This window comes from Mesorhizobium sp. WSM4850, assembly GCF_055811735.1.
In genome coordinates this window covers 533,633-557,975 of sequence record NZ_JBVVPV010000001.1, presented here as the reverse complement: position 1 = coordinate 557,975, position 24,343 = coordinate 533,633, and the positions used below count along the sequence as shown (strand labels likewise).

At 62.5% G+C, this 24,343-nt stretch carries 20 protein-coding genes and 3 pseudogenes; 4 read left to right on the top strand and 19 right to left on the bottom strand.

Annotated features, from left to right (window positions below):
* Position 1 precedes the first annotated feature (1 nt).
* From AC0L2Z_RS02615 to AC0L2Z_RS02595, 5 genes are all read right to left on the bottom strand, one after another.
* Complete coding sequence (locus AC0L2Z_RS02615; protein WP_473626630.1) at positions 2-1,846, bottom strand: TRAP transporter large permease; 1,845 nt, start codon at positions 1,844-1,846, stop codon at positions 2-4.
* 290 nt (positions 1,847-2,136) lie between these two features.
* Positions 2,137-3,708, bottom strand: coding sequence for an ABC transporter transmembrane domain-containing protein (locus tag AC0L2Z_RS02610; protein WP_473626550.1), 1,572 nt, complete (start codon positions 3,706-3,708; stop codon positions 2,137-2,139).
* Entirely contained in the window at positions 3,687-4,769 is a 1,083-nt protein-coding gene (locus AC0L2Z_RS02605; protein WP_473626549.1) for a P-loop NTPase family protein, read from the bottom strand. The genes AC0L2Z_RS02610 and AC0L2Z_RS02605 overlap by 22 nt, the downstream gene beginning before the upstream one ends.
* Before the next feature lie 122 nt (positions 4,770-4,891).
* The gene (locus tag AC0L2Z_RS02600; protein WP_473626642.1) at positions 4,892-5,086 is read right to left on the bottom strand and encodes a hypothetical protein; all 195 of its coding nucleotides are present in this window, start codon (positions 5,084-5,086) and stop codon (positions 4,892-4,894) included.
* On the bottom strand, positions 5,073-5,306 hold the full coding sequence (locus tag AC0L2Z_RS02595; protein ID WP_473626547.1) for an AbrB/MazE/SpoVT family DNA-binding domain-containing protein: 234 nt from the start codon (positions 5,304-5,306) through the stop codon (positions 5,073-5,075). The genes AC0L2Z_RS02600 and AC0L2Z_RS02595 overlap by 14 nt, the downstream gene beginning before the upstream one ends.
* Positions 5,307-5,460: 154 nt before the next feature.
* Between AC0L2Z_RS02595 and AC0L2Z_RS02590 the strand changes: the two genes are divergently transcribed.
* Positions 5,461-6,405 carry a lipid kinase gene (locus tag AC0L2Z_RS02590; RefSeq protein ID WP_473626546.1) on the top strand — a complete coding sequence of 315 codons (945 nt, stop codon included), beginning with the start codon at positions 5,461-5,463 and terminating at the stop codon, positions 6,403-6,405.
* Between the two features lie 103 nt (positions 6,406-6,508).
* On the opposite strand, the gene AC0L2Z_RS02585 is transcribed toward AC0L2Z_RS02590, so the two are convergent.
* From AC0L2Z_RS02585 to AC0L2Z_RS02570, 4 genes are all read right to left on the bottom strand, one after another.
* Positions 6,509-7,003: a hypothetical protein gene (locus AC0L2Z_RS02585; RefSeq protein WP_473626545.1), complete on the bottom strand. Its 495-nt coding sequence runs from the start codon at positions 7,001-7,003 to the stop codon at positions 6,509-6,511.
* Positions 7,004-7,272: 269 nt separating this feature from the next.
* The gene (locus AC0L2Z_RS02580; RefSeq protein ID WP_473626543.1) at positions 7,273-8,058 is read right to left on the bottom strand and encodes an ABC transporter ATP-binding protein; all 786 of its coding nucleotides are present in this window, start codon (positions 8,056-8,058) and stop codon (positions 7,273-7,275) included.
* The gene (locus tag AC0L2Z_RS02575) at positions 8,052-9,119 is read right to left on the bottom strand and encodes a FecCD family ABC transporter permease (RefSeq protein WP_473626542.1); all 1,068 of its coding nucleotides are present in this window, start codon (positions 9,117-9,119) and stop codon (positions 8,052-8,054) included. Before AC0L2Z_RS02575 ends, AC0L2Z_RS02580 begins: the two co-directional genes overlap by 7 nt.
* Positions 9,109-10,191, bottom strand: a complete 1,083-nt coding sequence (locus AC0L2Z_RS02570) for an ABC transporter substrate-binding protein (protein ID WP_287258573.1) — start codon at positions 10,189-10,191, stop codon at positions 9,109-9,111. The genes AC0L2Z_RS02575 and AC0L2Z_RS02570 overlap by 11 nt, the downstream gene beginning before the upstream one ends.
* Before the next feature lie 161 nt (positions 10,192-10,352).
* Between AC0L2Z_RS02570 and AC0L2Z_RS02565 the strand changes: the two are divergent.
* The 3 pseudogenes from AC0L2Z_RS02565 to AC0L2Z_RS02555 all read left to right on the top strand — a co-directional run bounded on the left by AC0L2Z_RS02565 (position 10,353) and on the right by AC0L2Z_RS02555 (position 12,703).
* A pseudogene (locus tag AC0L2Z_RS02565) lies at positions 10,353-11,142 on the top strand (class I SAM-dependent methyltransferase).
* Between the two features lie 203 nt (positions 11,143-11,345).
* Positions 11,346-11,614: pseudogene (locus AC0L2Z_RS02560) on the top strand (hypothetical protein); the annotation flags it as partial.
* 70 nt (positions 11,615-11,684) lie between these two features.
* Positions 11,685-12,703, top strand: a pseudogene (locus tag AC0L2Z_RS02555) (LLM class flavin-dependent oxidoreductase).
* 36 nt (positions 12,704-12,739) lie between these two features.
* Here the strand turns inward: AC0L2Z_RS02555 and AC0L2Z_RS02550 are convergent.
* The 10 genes from AC0L2Z_RS02550 to AC0L2Z_RS02505 all read right to left on the bottom strand — a co-directional run bounded on the left by AC0L2Z_RS02550 (position 12,740) and on the right by AC0L2Z_RS02505 (position 24,178).
* Positions 12,740-13,258, bottom strand: coding sequence for an RES family NAD+ phosphorylase (locus AC0L2Z_RS02550; RefSeq protein ID WP_473516205.1), 519 nt, complete (start codon positions 13,256-13,258; stop codon positions 12,740-12,742).
* Complete coding sequence (locus tag AC0L2Z_RS02545; RefSeq protein ID WP_473516206.1) at positions 13,255-13,644, bottom strand: antitoxin Xre/MbcA/ParS toxin-binding domain-containing protein; 390 nt, start codon at positions 13,642-13,644, stop codon at positions 13,255-13,257. The genes AC0L2Z_RS02550 and AC0L2Z_RS02545 overlap by 4 nt, the downstream gene beginning before the upstream one ends.
* Before the next feature lie 229 nt (positions 13,645-13,873).
* On the bottom strand, positions 13,874-15,520 hold the full coding sequence (locus AC0L2Z_RS02540; RefSeq protein WP_473626541.1) for a GMC family oxidoreductase: 1,647 nt from the start codon (positions 15,518-15,520) through the stop codon (positions 13,874-13,876).
* Positions 15,517-17,031, bottom strand: a complete 1,515-nt coding sequence (locus AC0L2Z_RS02535) for an FGGY-family carbohydrate kinase (protein WP_473626539.1) — start codon at positions 17,029-17,031, stop codon at positions 15,517-15,519. Before AC0L2Z_RS02535 ends, AC0L2Z_RS02540 begins: the two co-directional genes overlap by 4 nt.
* Before the next feature lie 25 nt (positions 17,032-17,056).
* Positions 17,057-17,899 carry a class I fructose-bisphosphate aldolase gene (locus AC0L2Z_RS02530; RefSeq protein ID WP_473626538.1) on the bottom strand — a complete coding sequence of 281 codons (843 nt, stop codon included), beginning with the start codon at positions 17,897-17,899 and terminating at the stop codon, positions 17,057-17,059.
* Positions 17,872-19,608 (bottom strand): glycerol-3-phosphate dehydrogenase/oxidase, encoded by a 1,737-nt coding sequence (locus AC0L2Z_RS02525; protein WP_473626536.1) that lies wholly within the window; start codon positions 19,606-19,608, stop codon positions 17,872-17,874. The genes AC0L2Z_RS02530 and AC0L2Z_RS02525 overlap by 28 nt, the downstream gene beginning before the upstream one ends.
* An 18-nt stretch (positions 19,609-19,626) precedes the next feature.
* The gene (locus AC0L2Z_RS02520; protein WP_473626535.1) at positions 19,627-20,622 is read right to left on the bottom strand and encodes an aldo/keto reductase; all 996 of its coding nucleotides are present in this window, start codon (positions 20,620-20,622) and stop codon (positions 19,627-19,629) included.
* A complete protein-coding gene (locus tag AC0L2Z_RS02515; RefSeq protein WP_473626534.1) occupies positions 20,619-21,599 on the bottom strand; it encodes a sugar-binding transcriptional regulator in 981 nt (326 codons plus the stop codon). Before AC0L2Z_RS02515 ends, AC0L2Z_RS02520 begins: the two co-directional genes overlap by 4 nt.
* A 28-nt stretch (positions 21,600-21,627) precedes the next feature.
* Positions 21,628-22,617: an ABC transporter permease gene (locus tag AC0L2Z_RS02510; protein ID WP_473509414.1), complete on the bottom strand. Its 990-nt coding sequence runs from the start codon at positions 22,615-22,617 to the stop codon at positions 21,628-21,630.
* Between the two features lie 19 nt (positions 22,618-22,636).
* Positions 22,637-24,178: a sugar ABC transporter ATP-binding protein gene (locus tag AC0L2Z_RS02505; RefSeq protein WP_473626532.1), complete on the bottom strand. Its 1,542-nt coding sequence runs from the start codon at positions 24,176-24,178 to the stop codon at positions 22,637-22,639.
* Positions 24,179-24,343 lie beyond the last annotated feature (165 nt).

The window sequence follows — 24,343 nt, the reverse complement described above, 5'->3', positions numbered from 1 at the left end:
GCTAGAGATAGGCTACCGACAGCGCCGGGACGGCAGCGATCAGCAACAGGCCGGCAAGCAACGCACCGAGGTAGGGCCAGATGGCGCTCATGGCCTCGTCGGGCGAGACGTCGCCGATCTTGCAGGCGATGTAGAAGCCGATGCCGATAGGCGGCGCCATAAGCCCGATGTTCATCGCCGTCACGACGACCATCGAATAGTGCACGTCGTTGATGCCCAGCCGAGCGGCGATCGGAAACATGATCGGCGCCATCAGAACGATCGCTGGCAGACCTTCAAGGACGCAGCCGAGAACCATGAAGACGGCGATGGTGACGAGCATGAAGGAGAACCAGCCTCCGGGCAGGTCGGTCATGTAGATGGCCAACTGGTTGGCGAAGCCGGTTTGCGTCAGCGCCCAGGCCATTGCCGAGGCGGTGCCGAGAATGAGCAGGATGGCGCCGGACAGCGCCGCCGTCTCGACCAGCATGGCGTAGAATTTCTTCGCGCCGATGCCGCCATAAAACAACGCGCCGATGACCAGCGCATAGAGCACGGCGATTGTGGAAACCTCGGTGGCGGTGGCGACGCCGCCACCGACAGCGCCGCGGATCAGGAAGGGGAGCACCAGCGCGGGGGCGGAGACGAGCAGCGTCTTCCAGACAAGTGAGAACGGAGCGCGATGGACGCCTTCCATGTTTTCGCCCGAAGCCTTCCAGCGCGCGAGCACCGCAAGGACGAGCAACAAAACCACCGCGATGACGAAGCCGCTGGTGAAAAGCGCAGCGATCGAAACGCCGGCGACCGAGCCGAGCACAATTAGCACGATCGATGGCGGCACCGTATCGGCCATCGCAGCGCCGGTTGCGAGCAACGCGATCATCTCCCTGGGCTTGTGGCCGCGCCGCTTCATTTCGGGGAAAAGTGCCGGAGCGACGGTCGCCATGTCGGAAACCTTCGAACCGGAAATGCCCGAGACGAGGAACATCGAGCCCAGCAGCACGTAGGACATGCCGGCCTTCACATGGCCGAGCAGCGACGCCATGAATTCGACGATCGCCTTGCCCATGCCTGTCGCGTCGAGCACACAGCCGAGCAGAACGAAGATCGGCACCGACAGCAGGATGAGGCTCGACATCCCCTCATCGATGCGGCCGACAAGCACGATCATCGGCACGTGCGTGCTGAAGGCGATGAAGGCGATCGTGCCGACGCCGAAACAGAAAGCGATCGGCACACCGAGCAGAAGGCAGACCGCCACCACGCCGACGAGAAAGATGACGATGTTGGCGTAGCCGAGCGTGAGGAACAATGGCGAAAGCAGCCAGCCGACCACGGCCAGTGCGGCAATGACTGCGACAGCGGCGGCCAGGTTGGCAAGCGTCGCCGCGCGGATCGCGTGGCCCACGGCGATGACAGACATCAATGCCAGCCCGGCGACAATTGCCGAGGCGCGGAAGCTCATCGGAATGTTGAGCGCCGCCGAGGTGAGGTACCACTCTTCCTGTACATACTGGCTTGCCGGCACGATCAACGCAAGCAGCACCGTCGCCACCACGAGCAAAGCGAGGGCGTTGACGAAGTCGCGGCCGCGCTCGGGGATCATGTTGAGGAGGATGGTAAGACGCAGATGCTCGTTGCGGTCGATGGCGATCGCCGAGCCGAGCATGGCGAGCCAGAGAAAGGAGATGGAAGCGGCCTCATCGATCCAGACGATCGGCAACGCCAGCACGTAGCGCGAGATGACGCCGGCGAGCAGCAGACCGATGACGAAGACGAGCAGGATCGAGGCCACCGCCTCGACCGGCCACATCAGCCGTGACCCTGGCCGCGCATCCAGCACCTCGGCCGGCGTATCGACGATCATCGTGTTGTTGCTGGCGGCTGCCATGCTTCAAGCTCCTCCGCTCGGACCAGGCAACAACGCCTGCTCACGCCGAAATCGGGAACGAAGCGATCTCCTCCCGCTCATTCCAGATTTTCGATACAGGTCTATATCATGGACCAATTATTTCGCATAACCGATTTTTGCCATGCAATCGGGTGTATATCAGCGACTTGCGGCGAAAATGCGATCCATATTGTGGATCGATGTCGCTAGTCGCGACTATTTATGGTTGCAACATGACATGTGGCAGCGCCGAGGCAATCTCCCGATCACTCGCAATCGAGACGCCAGGTATCATCGAATTCCATGCCCGCAGTGGCTGCTTCGCACGAGACGATCACTGTCGTTTGCGCGACACGCGCGTGTGCAAGAACGGCCGCAAGCAAGTCCCGGTCCTTGCAGACATCGAGGTCGTCGACTAGGAGCACGGCCGCTGATCGGACCAGCGCTCGTGCGGCACGGATCCGGGCGGCCTGCATTGCACCGACGTGAGGAGGCTCCAGTCGCCTGTCTGTAGGTTCATCGACTGCCAGGCCGCACAGCGAGGCCGTGGCGATTATCTCTTCCTGCGGGGTCGCTGAGGGCGCTCCCAGGGCTATATTGTCGACCATTGTAGCCCGCACCAACGGGATCGCCGGCGACAAAAGGGTGATTGCCCGGCGCCGGTCGCGCTGCGAAATCTTGTCGACAGGGATGTCATCGAGGAAAATCGCCAGGCCGCTGTTTTCCTCAAAACCTGCGATGCTGGAAAAAAGTGCGCTGCGTGCTCCAGGCGTATCACCGCCAAGCAGGATCGAGGCGCCGGGCGCGGCCCCCAGCACGTTTGACGGCGTGCCGTTTCGGCAATGAAATTCGATGCGCAGCCGCCGGCCTGACGTCGAGCGCGGCAGGGGAATTGGATTCACAGGATCCGCAAGCACCGGCCTCGCCAGGATGGAGGCAATCCGGCGGCGGGACTCGACGTAGGCAAGCCGATAATCGGCGGCGCGGGCGAGATCGGAGAGCTGGCCAACCGTCAGACCGGCGAGGAGCAACAGCGTGCTGAGATCACCAACCAGCATCGCCGGGCGGCCCGAAAACGCATAGGCCACGAGGATTGCGACGATCACGGGCATGACGAAATCGCTGGACGCGCGCGCAGCCCCCGACCACCCTGCCCGGCGGACGAGCCACATGTTGAGCGCTTCCGACATCCGATCGATCTTGCGCGTGGACGTTCCGCTTTTGCCGAAATGGGCAAACGCCGCCCGGGCGACAACGATGTCGCCGAGACGGCCGGCAAGCCGTCCCCGCCTGCGCCGGCTTTCGCGGATGGCCCGGTGAAGAAACGGCAGGGCAACAAGACAGACGATCGACCAGGCAAGAACGCCGCAAAGCAGGAACGGCGCAACCCCTGGGGCAAGCCAGAAGGCGCCAAGCACGATGAGAACGACGCAAGGACCCGCAACAAAGAGGGAAGCGACGCCGTCGGCCAGCCAGGATCTGATGGCGGAGAGGTCGGTGACGAGGCGGGTCATTACCAGACCGAGACCGGTCCGGCCGGCGCCAGGCGGCAACGCGAAGAGTTGCTCGACCAGCAGTTTGCGGACCTCGCGCACATAGTCCAGTGCAAAAGCTGCCCCCTGTCGGCGCTGCATCACCCCGAGTGCGAAGAGCGCGATGCCGAGCGAAAGGCTGGCTACGATCAGCCTGCCCTGCCCGAGCGGCTGCGGTTCCCCGGAAACCGCCGCACCGACGATGGCGACAAGAGCGAGCGACGTGGCGGCCTTGGCAAAGCCGATGGCGAGAAGAACCGCAAGGGCGACCAGTCGCGTGCCGATCAGGATTCCTGGTAGAGGCATTGTGCACCTCCAGCGATCACCATCAGGCGCGGGTTCAATATCCCTGAGACTATGCTTGCCGCGGTCGCCGGATCGGTGAGTTCCTTGACGCCATAGACAGGGACGTTGGCAGCGCCTGCTTCCCGGCGCGCCAGCGGCGAGCAGGTCAGGAGCCCGCTGAGCCCGAGCACGTCGTATCCAAGCTCGCGCAGCCTTTCGCAGCCCGCCACCGCCCCCATCGCATCGCCTGCGGCAAACAGCACGCCGCCGGCCAGCTCGCGGAATTTCGGGGACTTTGCCAGCGCGGCCGTCTCGGACTGGAATAGCCCATCCGCGACCTCCAGAACCGCGATCTCCGCCCCGGTGGCGGCAAGAGAATGCAGCAAATGCTGCGCGCCCTCGACGATGGCATCGATTGGGGCAAGATAGGTCGTGGCAAAGCCGGCATCAGTAAAATCAAGAGCGGCGCATGCTCCGGCATCCATCATCGACCAGAGATCATTGCCGGCTCCGGTTCCGGTCACCTTTGCCGCACCAACTGCGAAACCTGCCCTGGTCAAACCACGCACGAGGCTTGCAGCTGTTGTCGTCTTGCCCGAATTCATCGACGTTCCGAAGACAACGATTGTCGGCGGCGTGAGCCGCGCCAGCTGCGGCGCGACCGCAAAGTCTGCAACGTTCAGAACGCGGCCGCATGAGTTTGTGACGAGGCCGAGCGGCACGATCGCAGTTGGAGACATGGTCTTGTCGTGCCATGCCAACGCCCGCGAAGCCACTCCGCCTGCCGCCACCATATGGCACGGTCCGAGATCTGCCGGCACGATCGCCTCAAACTGATCAGGGGCGTAGCGGTTGCCGTAGGCCAGGACGACTTCGTCCGTCGCGGCAAGTGCCGCCTTGCGTCCCGAGGGCAGCTCGACCGACTTGTGGTGACCGAGCGCCTCGATCCGCGCGAGCACCAGGTCGCCTGCCTTCGGTTCGGCGGGAGGCGAAAGCAACATCCGCATGCGCTCAGTGGGAATTCGGCGGGTCGTGAAAGCCCGCTTGGCCTTCGCGATGCGTTCGCAGTCAAGAATTTCCATTGTGGTCTCTCCGGTCACCAAGGGGGCGCTGTTACCTGGGGGAGAACGCGGTCGAACCAGGATTATTCTCAGTGGAGTTGCAATTCTTTTCGCCGCGATGGCGTGGACCCAAGCCGCGGGGCCTACGCACACGCCGCGCGAAGCAGCGGACGAGAAACAGGCGTGCGGTCATAGCGGACGGCAAGTTCGGCATAGACCGCATCGTTGATCAGCAACGGCCCATCGAGGCTTGCCGCCTGAAGCCGGTCGATCGACCAATCCGCACAGTTCGCATCGTCCGTTACAGGGTCGAGCCGACCAGCGTCACGCGTCGCCACGCGTCAGCGCCAGGATCGCGTCGGTGTCGAGGCCCTTGCCGGCATGGCCGCGCAATTTCGCGAAGCGGCTCGCGGGCTGCTTCTTGTCACTACGCACAATCATCACATTGCCGTCATCGGTGCGGCGGAAATCAACCTTGCTGCCCGGAACGATTCCGAGCAGGTCCCGGACCGGCTTCGGGATGGTTACCTGTCCTTTGGCTGTGACTGTGTTGGTCATGTCCGCACCTTGGTAGTACCCATTTTCGGTATTATTATGTGGACCGAATTTCAACCTCCACAAGCGGCTGCCGAAGCCGTGATTTTGTGGCTTGTTTTCCCCGGGCGCGCCTGTCGACGTCGTAATCCGCAGGCACGCACCCTATCTACGCCGCATGAATGGCATTACGAACAGACGCGCGCTTCTACTCATCAATCCAAAGGCACGACGCGGGCAGGAATCTCTCGCACCGGTCGTCGAGCGGCTGGAAGCCGGAGGGCTCCGCGTCAGCGTCGAGACATTTGAGGCACTGCCCGAGATAGCACGCGACATCGTGCGCCTTCGCCATAGGGCCGATCTTGTGATCGTGTGCGGCGGCGATGGCTCGGTGTCCTCGGCGGCGGTCGCGGTCATGGAAAGCGGGCTGCCGATGGGCATCATTCCGATGGGGACGGCGAACGATCTGGCGCGTACCCTCGAAATACCGTTGGATCTTGGGAAGGCGGCCGACGTGATAGTAGAGGGCGGACGACGTCTGATCGATATCGGAACCGTCAATGGCCACGCTTTCTTCAACGTCGCGAGCATCGGCCTCAGCACCGATCTTGCCCAGGGGCTGGATCCGGCGCTGAAGAAGCGTTTCGGCAGGTTTGGCTATGCCTTGGCGGCCATGAAAGTGTTGACCAAGGCCCGCCACTTCGAAGCAAGGATTACCGAAAAGGGCGCAACGACCGAAGTCGAGACGTACCAGATAGCGGTCGGCAACGGCCGCCACTATGGCGGCGGCAACGTCGTCGAGGAGACGGCGGAGATCGATGACGGCCATCTCGACCTGTACAGCCTGGAAATGACGAATCTCTGGAAGATGGCGCTCTTGTTGCGCTCGTTCCGCTCGGGCACGCACGGCGCCTGGAGCGAGGTTCGCACGGCCAGATGCGTCGAGTTCGACATCGAGACGAAAAGGCCGATGCCGGTGAACACTGACGGTGAGATCGTCACCTCGACCCCGGCGCATTTCAAGGTCCACCCGAAGGCAATTTCGGTGTTCGCGCCTGCCGCCGCGCGCATACAGCCCCGCACAAAGGTGCCTGGTGACGCGGTCAGCGCAAACAGCGGCTAGACTGGCGACCAAGCGCGCGTCGAACAAACCCAACTGCCTGCGGTCATCTCTCGATCAGGAGTGATCTGGCAACAGCAACATAGCCTTCCGGGCATGTCTTCGATCATTGCTTGACGAACGCGCCCGTGTAGGTCTGGCCGGCAAGCCTGACGGTTCCGGCCAGGGTTCTGTCCGGCCGCATGACAAAACTGACGTCTGCGCCACTCGGCAGGCGCTCGAGCTTCAACGCAGTCCCCACAATTCTTCCAACGCCGGCGGCCTCTCCCGGATGGTTGTCGCCCAGAGTTCCCCACGCATAGGTGACCGTCACCTTGCCATTGGAAGAAATCGTCTGAACAGCAAGTTTGGCGTCATACATCCCATCCAATCGTCCGGCCCATAGACCCGAAAAAGCAGCATATTTTGTCGGGACGGTCTTGGCAGGCGGAGTGACCGCCACGGATTGATCAATAATTGCCGAGCCGGAAGGAACAGCGGCAGGATCCGAGGCGGTTTGGGCAGGAATGGGTCCAGGTCCTAACGCAGGTTCGACAGTGGGTCGCGGCGTTTCAGGCGCCGATTGGCACGCGGTTATGGCAAGCGCCGCGAAGCCAAGCATTGCGTTGCACATTCGGCGTGCCATCATCTGGTGCCCCGGCCATCTCTGAATCTAGCGCAGGCTAACCTTATCGCGCGTTTTCACGACCTCTGTCTACCCAAAGTATCTCGTACGACAGTGGCTCGTCGAAGGACGTGCAGCGGTCGAAAGCGAACGCTTCCATTCGTCGCCAAAGTAACCGCCTTGGCGTCTGAAAATGTTTTTAATTCAATTATTTACGCCATAATTTTGATCTATTTTACAGGCTTTTGGCTTTTGACCGCAGATGCCTAAGCTGCTATCGATGCAGTCGCTGCCGTTTCGGCGGCAACGCCGTCCACCATGACATGACCGATGCCCCGCGAGCAGCGCTCGATCCTCGCCTCGACGCGGTACACATCACGCAATAGCGCCGGGGTGACGACATCTTCCGGCGTGCCGCAGGCGACCATCCGGCCCTCGGCGATGACGATGCATTTGTCGGCGAAGCGCAGGGCCTGATTGAGGTCGTGAATTGCGATCAGCACCGCAATCCCGTGCTTGCGCGCAAGCCCGCGCATGAAGGTCAGCACCTCTACCTGCCGGTGCAGGTCAAGCGCGGACGTCGGCTCGTCCATCAGCAGGATTTCAGGTTCGCGAGCCAGGGTCTGGGCAATGCTTACCACCTGCCTTTGCCCGCCGCTCAATTCTCCGACGTTGCGAAAGGCAAGATCCGAGATGCTGAGCGCGGCCAGGATGCCGTCTATGAGTGCGAGGTCGCCGTCGCTGACCGACCATGCCGAGCCCTGCTTGCGGGCGAGCAGAATCGATTCATAGACGGTCAGCACCGCGTTGGCTGCCGTATCCTGCGGCATATAGCAGATGCCGTCCGGCCCCTTCACCGCTCCCTCGAGGCAGACGCGTCCCGGGCCCTTCAGAAGTCCTGCGATGCGCTTGAACAGCGTCGACTTGCCCGCTGCGTTGGGTCCGATCACGGCGACAACCTCGCCACCCCGGAAAAGGGGAGTTGAAACATCCGAAAGGACGAGCCGCGCCCCGTGGAAGGCTCCGAGACCATCGAGCCTGATCGTTACCATGAGCGCCTCACATTCGAGAGGATCAGCGAGATGAAGAAGGGAATGCCGATAAGCGAGGTGACGATGCCGATCGGGAAGATCGTGCCTGGAATGAGCGACTTGCTGGCAACCGAACTCGCCGAAAGGATGAGCGCCCCCGAAAGCGCCGAGGCGGGCAGGAAGAAGCGCTGATCTTCTCCGATCAGCATGCGGGCGATGTGCGGACCGACAAGCCCGATGAAGCCGATCGTGCCGACGAAGGCGACGGGAATGGCAGCAAGGAGGCTCACCATCATCATGGTTTCGAGCCTGAGGCGTGCGACCTTGACGCCAAAGCTCGCGGCCTTGTCTTCGCCTAGCCGCAGCGCCGTCAGCGCCCAGGCGCGGCGCACGAATATCGGAAGTGTTGCAAGAAGGATGAGGCTGGTAATGATGAGCTTGGGCCAGGTGGCTTTGGTGAGGCTTCCCATCGTCCAGAACACGACCGCGGCGAGCGCCGGCTCGGAGGAAAGATACTGGACGAGCGACAGCAGCGCATTGAAGGTGAATACGAGCGCGATGCCGAGAAGCACGATGGTTTCGACCGTCACGCCGCGCTTGAGGCTCAGAAGGTGGATGACGAGCGCGGTCAGCATCGCCACCACGAAGGCGTTGAGCGGCACGATATATTCGATCGCGGCCGGGATCAGCGCGACGCCGAAGGCGAGCGCGAGGGCTGCGCCAAAGCTGGCCGCCGCCGAAATGCCGAGCGTGAACGGGCTGGCGAGCGGATTGTTGAGGATGGTCTGCATCTGCGCACCGGCGACCGACAGTGCTGCGCCGACGACTACTGCCATGAGCGCGATGGGAAGCCGGATGTCCCACAACACGACGCGCACCTGAAGCGGCACACTGCCGGGAGAAACCAGGGCGAGCACCACCTGGTCGAGGCTATAGCTTGCCGGCCCGAGCGCGAGGTCGATGCAGAGGCTCAGCAACAGCGCCAGGGCGAGCCCCGCCAGGATCAGTTGCTTGCGCAGGACAAGGGCGCGGTAGAGCCCGCGCCCTTGTTTGGCTGACAGTGCGGCCGGTTCACTGCTCATCGGAGAGCGAGACCCAATGGCCAGGCCTGTACCCGACCGGCAGGAACTTCTCGTGCAACTCCTTGAAGGTGGCCTCGGCGTCGAGATCGGCGAACAGGTCGGGATGCAGCCATTTGGCCATCTGCTGTATGGCGACGAACTGATAGGGGCTGTTGTAGAACTGGTGCCAGATGGCGTGGACCTGCCCGTTCTCCACCGCCTTGATGCCGGTCAGCGCGGGCCGCTCGGTCAGGCCCCTGAGTTTCTTCAGTGCCGCGGCTTCGTCGGCGCCGGGACCGACGTCGACCCATTTGCCGCCCGGCACATAGGCCTCCCAATTGCCGCCCGTCACAATCACCTGGTCGGGATCGCTGGCGATGATCTGTTCGGGATTGAGCGCGCCAAACGTGCCCGGGATCAGGTCGGCCGCGATATTGGCCCCGCCGGCCATGTCGACGAACTTGCCAAAATTGTCGTTGCCGAAGCTCATGCAGCAATCATCGGAATAACCCCCGGCGCGATCGATGAACACGGTCGGGCGCTTGGGGTTTTTCTCTGCGATCACATCGGTGACGCGCGCGATCTGGGCCGCGCGATAGGCGATGAACGCCTCGGCCCGCTGTTCCTGGCCAAGCAGCTTGCCGATCAGGCGCATGCTCGGCTCGGTGTTGGTGAAGGGTTGCTCGCGGAAATCGACATAGACCACCGGAATGCCGACGGCGGCGAGCTTCTCGATGTATTGCGCGTCCTCGGTTGCCTGCTTGGACTCGATGTTCATGATCATCACGTCCGGGTCAAGTGCGATGGCCTGCTCGATGTCGAAGGTGCCGTCCTTGAAACCGCCGAAGGTCGGTATCGCCGCCATCGACGGGAATTTTTCCAGATAGACGGCGTAATTGTCCGGATCGGCCTGGGAGAAATCCTCGCGCCAGCCAACGATGCGCTTGAAAGGGTTGTCGGTATCGAGCGCGGCGATCAGGTAGATCTGCCGGCCTTCGCCGAGGATGACCTTCTCGACCGGCGTCTTCACCTCGACCTTGCGGCCGGCAATGTCGGTGACGGTCTCGGCGCGCGCGCCTGGGGTAAGCGGCATCAAGGCCGCGAGCGCGACCGCGGCCGCAAATATCGATTTCAAAATCATTGGGCTCTCGCAATTCAGTTGCCGGCCCCGCTTATGAAACATGAATTTCGTAATCAAGATTTTTCTTTTAGAGCAATTCCAATGTAGCCGCTTTGGGGAGTGCGTTTCGGGCAATGACGGCTCACGCAAACTATTCGCTGCGCGACGAGATTCGGGACTATTGGTCCGACCGCGCCGAGACATTCGACCTGCAGGTCGGCCACGAGATTTTTTCCGAGCAGGAGCGTGCCGCCTGGCACGCGCTCATAACCAGGCACATTGGGCCAGGCGCCGGGCGGGCGTCTCTGGATCTCGCCTGCGGGACTGGCGTCATTTCGCATCTGATGCACGATCTGGGCTTTGTGGTGACAGGCCCTCGACTGGTCGGAAGCCATGCTTGCCAAGGCGCGCGCCAAGGCACAAAAACGCGGCGTCGATATCCGCTTCATCGTGAGGGATGCAGAACGGACGCTCGAGGACAGGGCGAGCTACGATGTCATCGTCACCCGCCACCTGGTCTGGACGCTGCTGGATCCGAAGGCGGCCTTTGCCGAATGGTTCTCGCTGCTGAAGCCCGGCGGCAGGCTGCTGGTCATCGACGGCGATTTTGTCAGCCGCAACTGGGCGACGCGTATGCGGGAACTTTGGGAGAAGCTCACGGCCGGCAAGTCCCAGGTCTCGGACGATGACGGCGCCGCCATGGCCAGACGTCACCAGAACATTCTTGCCCGTGTCTATTTCTCAGGCGGCGCACGGGCGGACGAGATAGTTCGCTTGCTGGCCGACGCCGGGTTCGAGCAGCCGGTCGTGGACTGGAAACTGGGCGCGATCCATCGCGCCCAGGCTCGACGGATGAGTTGGCCCAAGGCGCTCGAACGCGCCACTCAACATCGCTTCGCGATCTGCGCGACAAAGTCGCAGTAACACCTCGGCGCTGCCGGAATCGGTCGCTCCATCGTCCGTCGCCTCAAAGGAGCGGGGAGACGGCACGACAACGAATAGCTGCCGGTCTGCTTTAGCTCAGATGCGCCACCGACGATCATTTCTCATGGTTGGCGTCCTGCAGGATCATTTCTGAGGCCTTCTCCGCGATCATCACCGCTGGAGAGTTGGTGTTGCCGGAAATGATCGTCGAGCGCGCGGCCCTGGTCGCCGGCGTCCGCGGCGACCTTGCCGGAGGGCGAACGGGCGAAGAAGTTCGCGGACCAATCACTGAGCGCTGGCCTAGCTTTCGTAAGCCGAGGTCGACGAACGCAATGTGCAAAAAACAACTCGGCCATGCCTCCGCCGGGATGCCCCCCGCTATCAACGCCGCAGAGACCAGTTCCGGGTCAACCTGACCAAGGCTTGGAGGCAAAAAGCCTGCCCTACCCTGCTTCCAAGCCGGCAGGTCTGAATTGGCGTGGCAGGCGAGCGGTTCAATAACTAGATAACGAGAACGCCTTTCACTCTGACGTGGCATTCTCATGAAAAAAATCGGGTTTCTGTCGTTCGGACACTGGGCGCCCTCGCCGCAATCGCAGACGCGATCAGCCTCCGACGCTCTGCTGCAATCCATCGAGCTTGCCGTTGCTGCCGAGGCGCTGGGCGCCGACGGGGCATATTTCCGTGTGCATCACTTCGCACGGCAACTCGGCTCGCCATTCCCGCTGTTGCGGCAGTCGGCGCCAAGACCAGCCGCATCGAGATAGGCACAGCGGTGATCGACATGCGCTACGAGAACCCGCTCTACATGGCCGAGGACGCCGGTGCCGCCGACCTGATCGCCGGCGGGCGTCTGCAGCTGGGTATCAGCCGCGGCTCGCCCGAGCAGGTGATCGACGGCTGGCGCTACTTCGGCTACGCCCCGCAAGAGGGTGAGAGCGACGCCGCCATGGCCCGGCGGCACACGGGAGTGCTGCTCGAAGTCTTGCGCGGCAAAGGATTTGCCCAGCCGAACCCGCGGCCGATGTTTCCAAACCCGCCCGGCCTGCTTCGCGTCGAACCACACTCGGAGGGTTTGCGCGACAGGATCTGGTGGGGCGCCGCGACCAATGCCACCGCGGAATGGGCGGCGAAACTGGGAATGAACCTGCAGAGCTCAACGCTCAAATTCGACGAGGGCGGAAAGCCTTTTCACATTCAGCAGGCCGAACAGATCCGGGCCTTTCGTGCGGCCTGGAAAGCGGCCAGTCACGAACGCGAGCCGCGGGTGTCGGTGAGCCGTAGCATCTTCGCGCTGGTGGACGATCGCGACCGCGCCTATTTCGGCAGCAATGAGAGCGAGGATCATTTCGGCTACATCGAAGCGGACAGGCGCGCCGTGTTCGGCCGCACCTATGCCGCCGAGCCGGACGGCCTCATCGAGGAACTGAAGAAGGACGAGGCCATTGCGGAGGCCGACACGCTGCTGCTCACCGTTCCCAACCAGCTCGGCGTCGATTACAACGCGCATGTCATCGAGGCGATCCTGACCCATGTTGCCCCGGCCCTGGGCTGGCGCTGACGCCTGCGGCCAAAGCCCTGCCCTTCCGCGAATGCTTCATCGCCAGGACAGCTGGTCCTTCGGCAGCCGGCCGCTCGGATCGAATACATTCACCTTGTGCGGAAGATCCGGCCCCCAGTCCCACAGCACCAGGTTGCGGTCCTCCGTCTCGGCGCCCGGAGCAAAACTCGGAACCAGAATACCGGCAATGCCTTGAGGCCGCAGTCGGTCATAGATGAACCAGGATGCAGGACGCTCTCCCCCGCTGAGAGCCGTCGCCCAGGCGCAGGCCATGTCCTCGAACGTGACAGAAGATTCTCCCCTCCCCTGCTCCGTCGTCAGATCAGTGATGTCCCCGCAGTCCACCTCATAAGAGCACAGCACGCAGGGGTCGATCCGATGCGCGAAACCCTGGTTGGCTTCCTTGACCGCTGTCATTACGGTCAGCGCCAGATAAAGCGCCGGCACACCTTTGGGATTGAAGCGGGCACCCCTGATCGCCGCTCCATCACCGGAAGTCGGTTTGAATGCCCAGCGTGGATCATGCGCCCTGTAGCAGGTTCCGACAAACCTCAAGCAAAGCCACCCAAAGCCATATGATCGAGATAGTCGCGAACGGCGGCGGCTTTGCCTTCCTTCACGAGGGCTTCGGCGGTGCGTCCGCCGAACGCCGGCAGCGGTTGGGCTCGATACCAGGCCATGGCCTGTTCCTTGCCGCCCGCCCAATCGGCCACGCGGCTGATGATCTCGAGCATTTCCCGTAGACGCCCCTGTGTCTTGGCCGTGCGGCTGCGCTCTAGCCGATAGAGGGTTTCGCGGGCAAGACCGGTGGTCTCCGCCAGTTGGCTCTTGGACATTCCAAAACTGCCCGCCACCTGGTCAATGGCAATTTTCCCGGCCCGGTCCATATAGGACAAAATCAGAGATTCATTCTGCACCGGTGTCTTAAGGGCCTGACCCATAGATCTCTCTCTTGTCATATCCATAGTCACATTCACTGTGCAAAATATATGACAATTATCGACCGTCTTCAAGTCCCGGAAGCCGATGGCATCTCCAACCGAGCAGCGTGCCGCCACGGGCCGTCCGATGTATCCACGTGACGTGCTGCTTCGAAGCACTCTTGTCCTACGTCTGTCGAACACATCGATTCGGCGGGACGCTGAGAATCGCATGCACTGCTCATTCGTTTCAGTTTAGCTCAGACGCGCCGAGAACATTTCTCGTGGTTGCGTCCTGCAAAACCATTGCCGATGCCTTCTCCGCGATCATGACCACTGGAGAGTTGGTGTTGCCGGAAACGATCGTCGGCATGATCGAAGCGTCGACGACGCGCAGGCCAGAAATGCCGTGCACCCGCAGCCGGCCGTCGACCACTGCCGTCGAGCCTGAGCCCATCTTGCAGGTGCCGACCGGGTGGAAAATCGTCGTGCCGATATCGCCGGCCTTGCGGACGAGTTCTTCGTCGCTTTCATAATGTGCACCGGGCAGCATTTCCTCAGGCGCGAAACGGGCAATGGCGCGCGCCCTCATCAAGCGGCGGACGTGGCGGAGCGATGCCACAGCCACGGCCCTGTCTCCGTCGGTAGACAAATAGTTCGGCCGGATCTTCGGAGCCGCCTGCGGATCGGACGCCTCCATGTGGACGCTGCCGCGGCTTTCCGGTCTGAGATTGCAGACCGAAACCGTGACCGCGGGGAAACGATGCAGCGGCTCGCCCAGCCGGTCAGTGCTCAACGGTTGGACATGGTATTCGAGATCGGGCGTCTCCAGGCGTGGGTCGCTCCTGGCGAAGATGCCAAGCTGGCTCGGCGCCATCGACAGCGGTCCGCTGCGACGGATAGCGTATTCGACGCCCATGGCCGCGCGGCTGAACAGATTGTGGTAGCGCTGGTTTAGCGTCGAGGCGTTGGCGACCTTGAAGACTGTGCGGATCTGCAAATGATCCTGCAAGTTCTCGCCGACGCCTTCCAGCGCGTGGCGAACCGGGATACCTGCTGCGCCAAGCACGGCAGGTCGGCCGACGCCGGAAAGCTCGAGCAGCTTCGGCGAATTGATCGCGCCGGCGGCAAGGATCGTCTCGCCTGCCCGCGCACGATGCAGTTGGCCGCCCATGCGAAAGACAACGCCGGTGACGCAAGCTCCGTCGAAATCCAGCATCTCGGTCTCGGCGCCGGTGACGACGCGCAAATTCGGGCGTCGCAGCGCGCTGCGCAGGAACGCCTTAGAGGTATTCCAGCGCACGCCTTTCCTCTGGTTGACCTCGAAATAGCCCGAGCCTTCGTTGGTCCCGCCGTTGAAATCCTCGGTCCGGGGGATGCCGAGTTCCTCGGCAGCATCGCGGAAGGCATCCAGGATTGGCCACGACAGGCGCTGGCGCTCGACGCGCCATTCGCCACCGGCGCCGTGAAGGTCGTTGGCGCCACCAAAATGGTCCTCGGACTTGCGGAAATACGGAAGCACGTCATCCCAGCCCCAACCGAGATTCCCGGCTTGCCGCCAGCCATCATAGTCGGCCGCCTGGCCACGCATGTAGATCATGCCGTTGATCGACGAGCAGCCGCCCAGAAGCTTGCCGCGCGGATAGTTGAGCGCACGACCGTTCAGCCCGGGCTCCGGCTCGGTCTTCATCAGCCAATCGGTGCGCGGGTTGCCCATGCAGTAGAGATAGCCGATGGGAATGTTGACCCAGTGATAGCGATCGCTGCCGCCGGCTTCCAGAAGCAGCACGCGCATGCCTGGATTGGCCGACAGTCTGTTGGCCAGCACGCAGCCGGCTGAACCCGCGCCGACGATGATGAAGTCGTACTGTCCAAAATCGGCAGCGGTCTGTGTCAATTGGACGTCCGTTCGCTTGCCATCCTGTCCCATAGCGGACCCATGGCCTTGTTGATCTCACCATAGAGACGATAGCGCCGCTCATAGACCGGTGCGATCGCGCAATTGGGCTGGTAGCATCGGTCGGGCGCGGTCATCGCGGCGGCGCCCGCAGAGAAGTCGGCAAACAGGCCGACGCCTGTCCCGGCTGCAATCGCAGCTCCCAACGCACCTGTCTCACGGCTGCGCGCCACGGTCACCGGCACGTCCAGCACATCTGCGAATATCTGCGGCCAAACGGCGCTGCGCGAGCCGCCGCCCGAAAGAACCGCCTGGCTGACAATGGCTCCCGCTCGACGCAGCGTCTCGACATGGCGCCGGTGCTCGAAGACGACGCCCTCGAACAGTGCGCGCAGCATATGAGCCCGCGTGTGCCAGCCGGCGATGCCGTAGAAACCGGCACGCGCCTTGCCATTCTGCTGCGAGCCGTAAAGGAATGGGTGGTAGATCGGCATGTCTCCCGCGGGATCGACGGAAGCAACAAGCTCGCTGCAGATCTCGAACGGCGATGCGCCTGCCGGCGGCGCATGCTCGAAGAACTCACGCACGATCCACTCGAGATTTGCGGCCGAAGTGGCGCTCGATTCGATGGCGAGATAGCGCAGCGGATCGAAGGTCGACAGCATGAAGATAGACGGATCGCGGATCGGCTCTTGGGTGATAACCTGGTTGATGCTCCAGGTGCCGGCAATGATCGAGGCGGCGCCGGTGCTGGTGACGCCCGAACCGATGGCGCTGGCGACGACGTCGAACAGGCCCGCCACCACAGGCGTGCCCGCAAGAAGGCCGGTGGCAGCGGCGACATCGCGCGTGACATGGCCGGCGATGGCGGAGGCTTCCAGCACGTTCGGCAGCAGTTCCATGCAATCGTCGAGACCATAGGCGGCCAGCAACTCAGGCTCGTAGCGTCGGCCGGGCATGTGCAAAAGCCCGCAGCCCGACATATCCGAGGTCTCGGTCGAGCGCGTGCCGGTGAGGCGGTTGACGATAAAATCCTTGCATAGGAAGACGGTGCCTATTTTGGCAAAAAGTGCCGGATCATGGCGCTTGAGCCACGCCAGCAGAGTCGGCGTCTGCGCCGCCCAGGGCCGTTGCAGGCAGTGGATATAGGTCCGGTCGCCAACGCCTGCGGCCGCCCATTCGCTGACGATGCCGACGCCGCGCGTGTCGAGCGACTGGATGCCGAGCAGCGGGTCGCCGCCGCGGTCCAGCGCATAGAGCCCGTTGCCGTGGCCGGCGCAGCCGATCACCGCGATGTCGCGGGGGTCGATGCCCGATTGGTCGAGGCACTGGCGGATGACCTCGACGGCGTTGCGCCACAATTCGCCGAGGTCCCGCTCGACATGGCCGGGCTCTGGCATGCAGGAACGGCCGTCGCGAGCGGCAAGGGCGAGTTCGCGACCGGCGGTGTCGAAGATGATGGCTTTGATGACGGTATTGCCCGCATCAAGGCCAAGAATGTATCGCTGCATTGAAGCTCCTCCCAAGCTGCAAAGATTATTCTTGCTGGTAGAGCTCCCAGGCCGCCGCGCCGTCCGCATTCTCATGGATGATCGCCATCAATCCTCTCACGACGGCACGAGGGTTGGAATGCTGGTATATGTTGCGGCCATAGACCATGCCCGCCGCGCCTTGTGCCATCAGCGCCGCCGACTTGTCGAAGACGGCGCGCAAATCCTCCCTGCCCCCACCGCGCACAAGGACAGGACAGCGTGCCGCAGCCACCACCCGGTGGAAGTCGTTCGGATCGGTCGTCGGATCCGCCTTGATGATGTCGGCGCCCATCTCGCTGGCGAGCCGGGTCAGGGTGACGATCTTTTCGGGGTCGCCGTCGACCATGTAGCCTCCGCGCTCTGAATTGGGCAGCATTGCCAGCGGCTCGATCATCAGCGGCAAGCCATATCTTTCACAGTCGGCGCGAACGCTGGCAATGTTGTGGACGCATTGCCGAAACAGGTCCGGCTCGTCGGGCAGCATGAACAGATTGACGACCACGCAGGCCGCGTCCATCTCCAGCGCGCCGATCAGCGGCTCGGCTTCGTTCTGCAGGATGGCCCACATCGAGCGATGGCGGGTTTTGTTGTATGGATTGCCCATGTCTATGCGCATGACCAATGCCGGCTTGTCCTTGCCGGGCAGGGTCTGCAGCAAATCGGCCTGGCCATAATTCATCTGAATGGCGTCCGGCCCCGCGGCGACCAGCTCGGCGACGACGCCAGCCATATCCTCCAGCCCTTCCAGGAACGACGGCTCGTTGCATACGCCATGGTCGATTGCGACGTCGAGACAGCGCGCCCCGCCGAACAGCCGGTTCATGCGGACTTTCTTGTTGATGCGCATTCGGCGCTCCTTCCTTGGTCTTTTTGCGATAGCTGGTCGAGATCGACGCCGTGCTGGCGTCGCAACAGGGCGAGGAAATCGGTGCGCTCGAATGCCTTGCGCGCAGCGTCCCAGCTCTTTTCGACTGCGAGAATATCGAGAACCGCATCGAGAAGGTCGCAAGAGAGTGCACCGGTGATGGCAATTGTCGTGCGGCGGAGCAGCAGGTCCTCCAGCTGCTCGACATATTCATTGGCGATGAGATACTGAATCTCCCGGACCGAGTAGTCGCTGCCAGGCAAGAGCTCGTCCTGTCCCGCTGCCAAAAAAGCGGCGACGGCATCCGCCACGGTGCCGTAGCGCGCGAACAGGCTGCGCATGCGGTCAAGCGACAGGCCATGCGCCGCCGCGCGTTCTGCGCACCATTTCTCGGGGGCCATGGGAAAATGCCGGCCGCCGCCGATCGGCATGTTTTCGGTGCCGACGATGCGCTGTCGGCACAATCGCTCGAGCACGATATCCGCTGCCAGTTCGCCGAACGACCGGAAGGTTGTCCATTTCCCGCCGATCATGCACAGCGTCGGCGGCACCATACCGGCGCCCTCGATGAGCTCGCAGAAATGATCGCGGGGAATGCGCCCGGTAAAACTGTCCCGGCTTATCGGTAGCGGCCTCACCCCGGTGAACTGAAAGACGATGTCGGTATCAGTGATCTCGATCCCGGGAAACACGAAGGACACGGACTGCCGGATGTATTGCCGCTCATCGTCCTCGCAGCGCGCCTGGTCGGGATCGTCGGCACGGATATCCGTCGAGCCGACCAGCACATTGCCGAGATAGGGGAACAGGATGCAGATCCGGCCGTCCTCGTTCTCGTAATAGATCATGTGGCCGTCGAGCGCGTCGTGAAGCTCGCGATTATCGACGATCAGATGCGATCCTTTGGTGCCGCCCATAAACTTGGGCGCAACGGCTCCGATAGCCGAATTGGTCAGGTCGATCCAGCCGCCTGTGGCGTTGACGACGAGCCGCGGCTTCACGGCAACTGTTTCGCCAGACAGTCCGTCGTTAAGCGCAAGGCCCGCGTCACCGAACGATATGCGTGCATAGTTTAGCGCTCGAGCCGATGGCCTTTCGTTCATGGTGTCGCGCAGCATCTCGGTACCCAGCCGCTCGGGGTGGCTGACCCAGGCGTCATAGTATGTCGCCGAATTGCGGATAGCAGGATTGATTGCAGGCCAGACCTTGAGTGTTTCAGCACGGCTCCTGAACTTGTGCGTCGGGACGATACGCCGTGCGGCGGTGAAGAAGTCATACATCGCCAGGCCGGTCTTGATGACCAATGCGCCACGCCGACCCGGACGACGGCTTAGCCCAAGGAAGCGGAATGCGCCATTTGCGATGCCTGAGAACAGGTCGAAGATAGGCACTGTGGTTGGCAATGGCGCAACGTAATGCGGCGCGTTCTTCAATAGCCGATCGCGTTCGAGCAGAGATTCACGGACCAGCTTGAACTCGCCGTTTTCAAGGTAGCGCAAGCCGCCATGAACCATGCGCGAGAGGGCTGCGCTGGCGCCGCAACAATAATCGCCCTTTTCGGCGAGCAGGACATCGACGCCCTGCAAAGCGAGCTCGCGAAACACGCTGATGCCGTTGATGCCGCCGCCTATGACGAGGACGTCAACATCGGGATTCTCGCGCAAGCCGGCGATCGTCTGGATGCGATTCATCTCAGGACGCGCTTTCGATCACGCGTCTATCGCTACGAGATGCCCGGCCACCGCCGCATCGATCGTTCCCAGTTCCGCCGCGCTCAATAAAATCTCCCCTGCCCTGGCGTTGTCGAGCGCCTGCGTGGCGTTTCGCGCTCCACACAACGCGAAGGTGATGCCGGGCTGCGCCAGCGTCCAGGCGATGACGATCTGCGCCATGCTTGCCTGGTGGATCTCAGCGACCGGGGCCAGGGCATGTTTCAGCGCGGCTACCTTGCGCCGGTTGGCCTGAGAGAATCGAGGATTGTCCTTGCGCTGGTCGTCGCCGCTGAACTCACGCGCCGGATCGATGGCGCCCGAGAGCAGGCCGAGTGCAAGCGACGAATAACTGAGTGCTGCAACTTGATGCTGGCGCGCGATCGGCAGCAATGTCTGCTCGATGTCGCGATCCAGCATCGAATATCTTTCCTGGATCGCGTCGAGCTGGCCAGCGGCGACATACTGCTGCAGCTCAGCAGCATTGAGATTGCTGGCGCCGATGGCGCGGATTTTGCCAGCGGATTTGAGGCGTTCGAGCGCATCCATTGTTTCGGCAATGGGTGTCGTCGGGTCCTGCCAGTGGGTGATGTAGAGATCGATATAGTCGGTGCCGAGCCGCCGCAGGCTCTGTTCCACTTCATAAGCGATGCCGTCGGCGCCCAGATATCGGTTCACCGGCGTTCCATCCTGATCGAAGAAGTGGTTGCCCTTTCTCGAATGCCAGTTGAGGCCACATTTGCTGGCGATGACCGCGCGGTCGCGCCGGCCCTTGATGGCCTTGCCGACGATCTCTTCGCTGCGGCCAAGACCGTAAGCCGGCGCGGTGTCGATCAGCGAAATGCCGGCATCGAAGGACGCCTGGATGGCGGCGATCGATTCTGCTTCATCCGTGCCACCCCACATCCAGCCGCCGATAGCCCAAGTGCCGAGTCCCACCGCCGAAGCGACAACGCCGGAGTTGCCGATTGAGCGGGTGATTTGTCGAGTATTCATGCTGCATTTCCTTCGGCAAGCTCGAGGATCTTCAAGCCGGTGGTTTCGTCGGTGACGAGAGTGTCCAGGTGAGAGCCGCGCATGGCACTGAGGATCGGGACCACCTTGCTGGCGCCGCTTGCGACCCCGATCGACTGCGGAATGGTCGCGAATTCCTCGAGCGTCAGCGAGACCAGTGAGCGGTTGAGGCTGTAGTCCGCGAGCTTGCCGTCGCCGTCTATGAGATGGGCGAGCAGTTCGCCCGCCGCCCCCGAGCGCTCGATGGCCAGCCGGTCGGCGCTCGAGGACGGGTGCAGATCGTAGTAGCTCGAATCGTCGGCCAGGATGGAGCCGATGCCGACGACCGCAAGCGTTGCTTCGCGCGCCTTGCTGAAGACGTCCGAAACGGCCCGGACGCCCATCAGCATGTCACGTTGGGCCGGGCTGTCGGCAAACAGCGGTGCGTGAATCTGATAGGCGCGCCCGCCGAGTTTGTCGGCCATCAGAGACGCGACATGATTGACGTCGGTGTAATGCTTGCCCTGGACCAGGCCGGTCGCGGGAACAACCTCGACGTCGTAGCTGCGGCTCGGCTTGAGGCCGGCGACGACGGCACTCACCCCCTTGCCCCCGGTGATGGAAATCGTGTCGCCGTCCTTGATCGTCTCGAGCACCAGCCTGGCTGCGGCCTCACCGACACGCTGAAGCGCAGTCTGCGGATTGTCCGAAACGGAGGGGACGACGACGGCCCTTTGGAGTCCACCGATCGCGACAAGTCGCGCCTCGATGTCGATCAGTTGCTCGACCGGCGACTTGATCTTGATCTCGACAAGCCCGAGTTGATGACCGCGTTTGATGAGGCGGTTGACGGTCGCATGCGAGATGCCGAGCTCCTTGGCGATTTCCGCCTGCGTCTTGGCTTCCATGTAATGAAGCACAAGCGCCTGATACATCTGGCGGACGATCGTGACGTCGTCCCGCGAATTGGGTGGTGACATGATGGATGCTCAACTCTGGCGCTGCTGCTCAGGATTTCCTGCGGTGCAGGAAGTGGTCGATCGATACCGCCGCGAGCAGGATGCATCCCTTGATCATGTCCTGCCAATAGACGGAAACGTCGAGCAGGATCAGCGAGCTTGTGACGACCGAGAGCAGCGCCATGCCCAGTATGGCGCCGAAGATGGTGCCCGAGCCGCCATTGAGCGATGCTCCGCCAATCACCGCCGCGGCGATGATGTTGAGCTCCATGCCAGCGCCGAAGGTCGGGGTCGCAGCGCCAAAGCGTGACATATAGATGATGCCGGCAAAGCCCGCGAGGGTGGAGCAGAGAACCGTGACCCAGAATTTGACCTGCTTGGTCTTGATGCCTGAAAATTGGGCCGCCTTCTCGTTGCTGCCGGTATAAAAGACCTTGCGGAATGCCGTGGCACGCCGAAGCAGAAAATCGAATATGGCCACGACCACAACAAAGATGACGATGACATAAGGCACATTGCCGAAGCTGCCCTGGCCGATCGCCTTGAACCCGGGCGGCAGGGTGAACAGCGACAGCGGGGTTCCCTTGGTGATGACAAGACAGAGACCGCGCACGATCACCATCGCCGCCAGCGATGTGATGAAGTGATTGAGCCCGATAACGGTCACGAAGAAGCCCATCACCGCGCCGATCAGCGCGCTGGCGCCTATGCCGATGAGGCTCGCGGTCCACGGGTCCAGACCCATCAGGAACAGAGCGCCTGACACGACCATGGAGAAGCAGACCACCGACCCGACGGAAAGGTCGATGCCGCCGACAATGAGAAGTATCGTCATGCCGACCACGACGATGCCTTCAATCGAGAAGCTCATCAGCATGGCGCGGAAATTTCCCCAAGTCAGGAAATGCGGCGAAGCGAATGTCATGGCGATGCACAGCGCCAGCATGATAGCGATCAGCCCCGCCTCGCGCATCGACCCAAGACGCAGCCGGTTGCGCCCGCCAAGCCCGGGGGCGCTCGCCTTGATTTCAGCGTCCATGAGGGTTCCTCCGGTCTGTCTAAGCGACATTCTGAACCTGCCTTGCGTTTAATCGTTGCTGCCGGAGACCCGAAGCCAGCAGCATGATTGCCTCTTCGGTCAATTCGTCAGCCCCCAGTTCGCCGACGATGGCACCTTCGTGTATGACAAGCACCCGGTCGCTCAGCCCGATCAATTCCGGAAGCTCGGATGAAATCACGATGACGCCGACGCCCCGCTCGGCGAGATCGCGCAGCAGGCGATGAATTTCCACTTTGGCGCCGACATCGACCCCGCGTGTGGGTTCGTCCAGAATGACCACTTTGGGGCCGACCGACAGAAGCCTGGCGATGGCGACTTTCTGCTGGTTGCCACCGCTAAGCGTCGACACCTGTGTCTCGATGCCGCCCATGCGCACACCGTGGCGCACGACCAGATCGGTGGCTTGCTTTGCCTCGGCGCGGCGATCGAGCAGCCCAAGCGGCGTGGTTAGCTTCCGAAGATCGAGCGCGGAGATATTGGATGCAACCGACAGGTCGAGGAACAGGCCGGACGCCTTGCGGTCCTCCGAGAGGTAGACGAGGCCTGCGCGCACCGCATCGCTGTAGGTCCTGATGCTGACCGGCTCGCCGTTGAGTTCGACCGATCCCGACACTTTCGGGCGCAAGCCGCAAACGGTCTGGACCATCTCGCTGCGACCGGCGCCAATCAACCCGCCAACGCCAAGAATTTCGCCTGCTCGAAGCGTGAAACTGACGCCAGCGGAACCCTGTCGATAGGAGAGATTTTCGACCGACAGCACAGCGCGGTCCGTACGCCGTTCAGGCGAGAGCTTTTGCGGATAGAGCTGCGTGATTTCGCGCCCGACCATCTTGCGCACGACATCATTGGGAGTGACCGAAGCGATGGAATCGGTCGCTACGTATCTGCCGTCACGAAACACCGTGACGCGGTCGCACAGGCTGAAGATCTCCGCCATGCGATGGCTGATGTAGATGATTGAAATTCCGCGCGCCTTGAGATCGCGGACGATTGCGAAAAGGCGCTGCGCCTCGGTCTCGGTCAGCGCGGCCGTCGGCTCGTCGAGCATTAGCACCCGGCATTCGAGCGTCAGCGCCTTGGCGATTTCCACAAGTTGCTGGTTGGAAATAGAAAGATCGGCGACTGGCGTCTCGACCGGGATCGGTGCCAGCAGGTCCATTATCTTCTGCGCATCGGCGTAGAGCCGGCGAAAATTCATCAGCGGCGCGCGCCGATTGTTGACGGCCGCCATGAGGATATTCTCGGCCACCGTGGCATCCTGGCAGAGCGCGATTTCCTGATGGACGAGGCCTATGCCAAGCCGCTGCGCGGCGGATGGCGATGTGATGGTGACGTTCTTGCCTTCGAGACGAATGGCGCCTTCGTCGGGCTGCACAATGCCGGCGATGATATTCATCAGCGTGGACTTTCCCGCACCGTTCTCGCCGCACAGCGCATGAATTTCGCCGCGCTGCAGCGTGAAATCGACCCCGGTCAGCGCTTTGATGGCGCCGAACGATTTCGAGATGTCGCGGATTTCAAGAATGGCGGCGGCAGTCACTCCGTCCCCCTTCAGCGTTGAAATTGATGATATGGCCCGGGGTCGAGGGGGGGGGGGGGGGCCCCCCCCCCCCCCCCCCGGGGGGGGGGGGGGGAGGGGGGGGGGGGGGGGTGGGGGGTGGGGGGGGGGGGGGGGCCGCGGCGGGGGGGGGGGGGGGAGAAAAAA

Coding starts and splice junctions, on each gene's coding strand:
- AC0L2Z_RS02595 (WP_473626547.1), bottom strand. CDS start 5,306: ATGACCAACACAGTCACAGCCAAAGGACAGGTAACCATCCCGAAGCCG.
- AC0L2Z_RS02535 (WP_473626539.1), bottom strand. CDS start 17,031: ATGCAGCGATACATTCTTGGCCTTGATGCGGGCAATACCGTCATCAAA.
- AC0L2Z_RS02530 (WP_473626538.1), bottom strand. CDS start 17,899: ATGCGCATCAACAAGAAAGTCCGCATGAACCGGCTGTTCGGCGGGGCG.
- AC0L2Z_RS02515 (WP_473626534.1), bottom strand. CDS start 21,599: ATGTCACCACCCAATTCGCGGGACGACGTCACGATCGTCCGCCAGATG.
- AC0L2Z_RS02610 (WP_473626550.1), bottom strand. CDS start 3,708: ATGCCTCTACCAGGAATCCTGATCGGCACGCGACTGGTCGCCCTTGCG.
- AC0L2Z_RS02585 (WP_473626545.1), bottom strand. CDS start 7,003: ATGCTTGGCTTCGCGGCGCTTGCCATAACCGCGTGCCAATCGGCGCCT.
- AC0L2Z_RS02510 (WP_473509414.1), bottom strand. CDS start 22,617: ATGGACGCTGAAATCAAGGCGAGCGCCCCCGGGCTTGGCGGGCGCAAC.
- AC0L2Z_RS02605 (WP_473626549.1), bottom strand. CDS start 4,769: ATGGAAATTCTTGACTGCGAACGCATCGCGAAGGCCAAGCGGGCTTTC.
- AC0L2Z_RS02570 (WP_287258573.1), bottom strand. CDS start 10,191: ATGCCGCTTACCCCAGGCGCGCGCGCCGAGACCGTCACCGACATTGCC.
- AC0L2Z_RS02575 (WP_473626542.1), bottom strand. CDS start 9,119: ATGAGCAGTGAACCGGCCGCACTGTCAGCCAAACAAGGGCGCGGGCTC.
- AC0L2Z_RS02545 (WP_473516206.1), bottom strand. CDS start 13,644: ATGGGTCAGGCCCTTAAGACACCGGTGCAGAATGAATCTCTGATTTTG.
- AC0L2Z_RS02615 (WP_473626630.1), bottom strand. CDS start 1,846: ATGATCGTCGATACGCCGGCCGAGGTGCTGGATGCGCGGCCAGGGTCA.
- AC0L2Z_RS02520 (WP_473626535.1), bottom strand. CDS start 20,622: ATGAATACTCGACAAATCACCCGCTCAATCGGCAACTCCGGCGTTGTC.
- AC0L2Z_RS02590 (WP_473626546.1), top strand. CDS start 5,461: ATGAATGGCATTACGAACAGACGCGCGCTTCTACTCATCAATCCAAAG.
- AC0L2Z_RS02580 (WP_473626543.1), bottom strand. CDS start 8,058: ATGGTAACGATCAGGCTCGATGGTCTCGGAGCCTTCCACGGGGCGCGG.
- AC0L2Z_RS02525 (WP_473626536.1), bottom strand. CDS start 19,608: ATGAATCGCATCCAGACGATCGCCGGCTTGCGCGAGAATCCCGATGTT.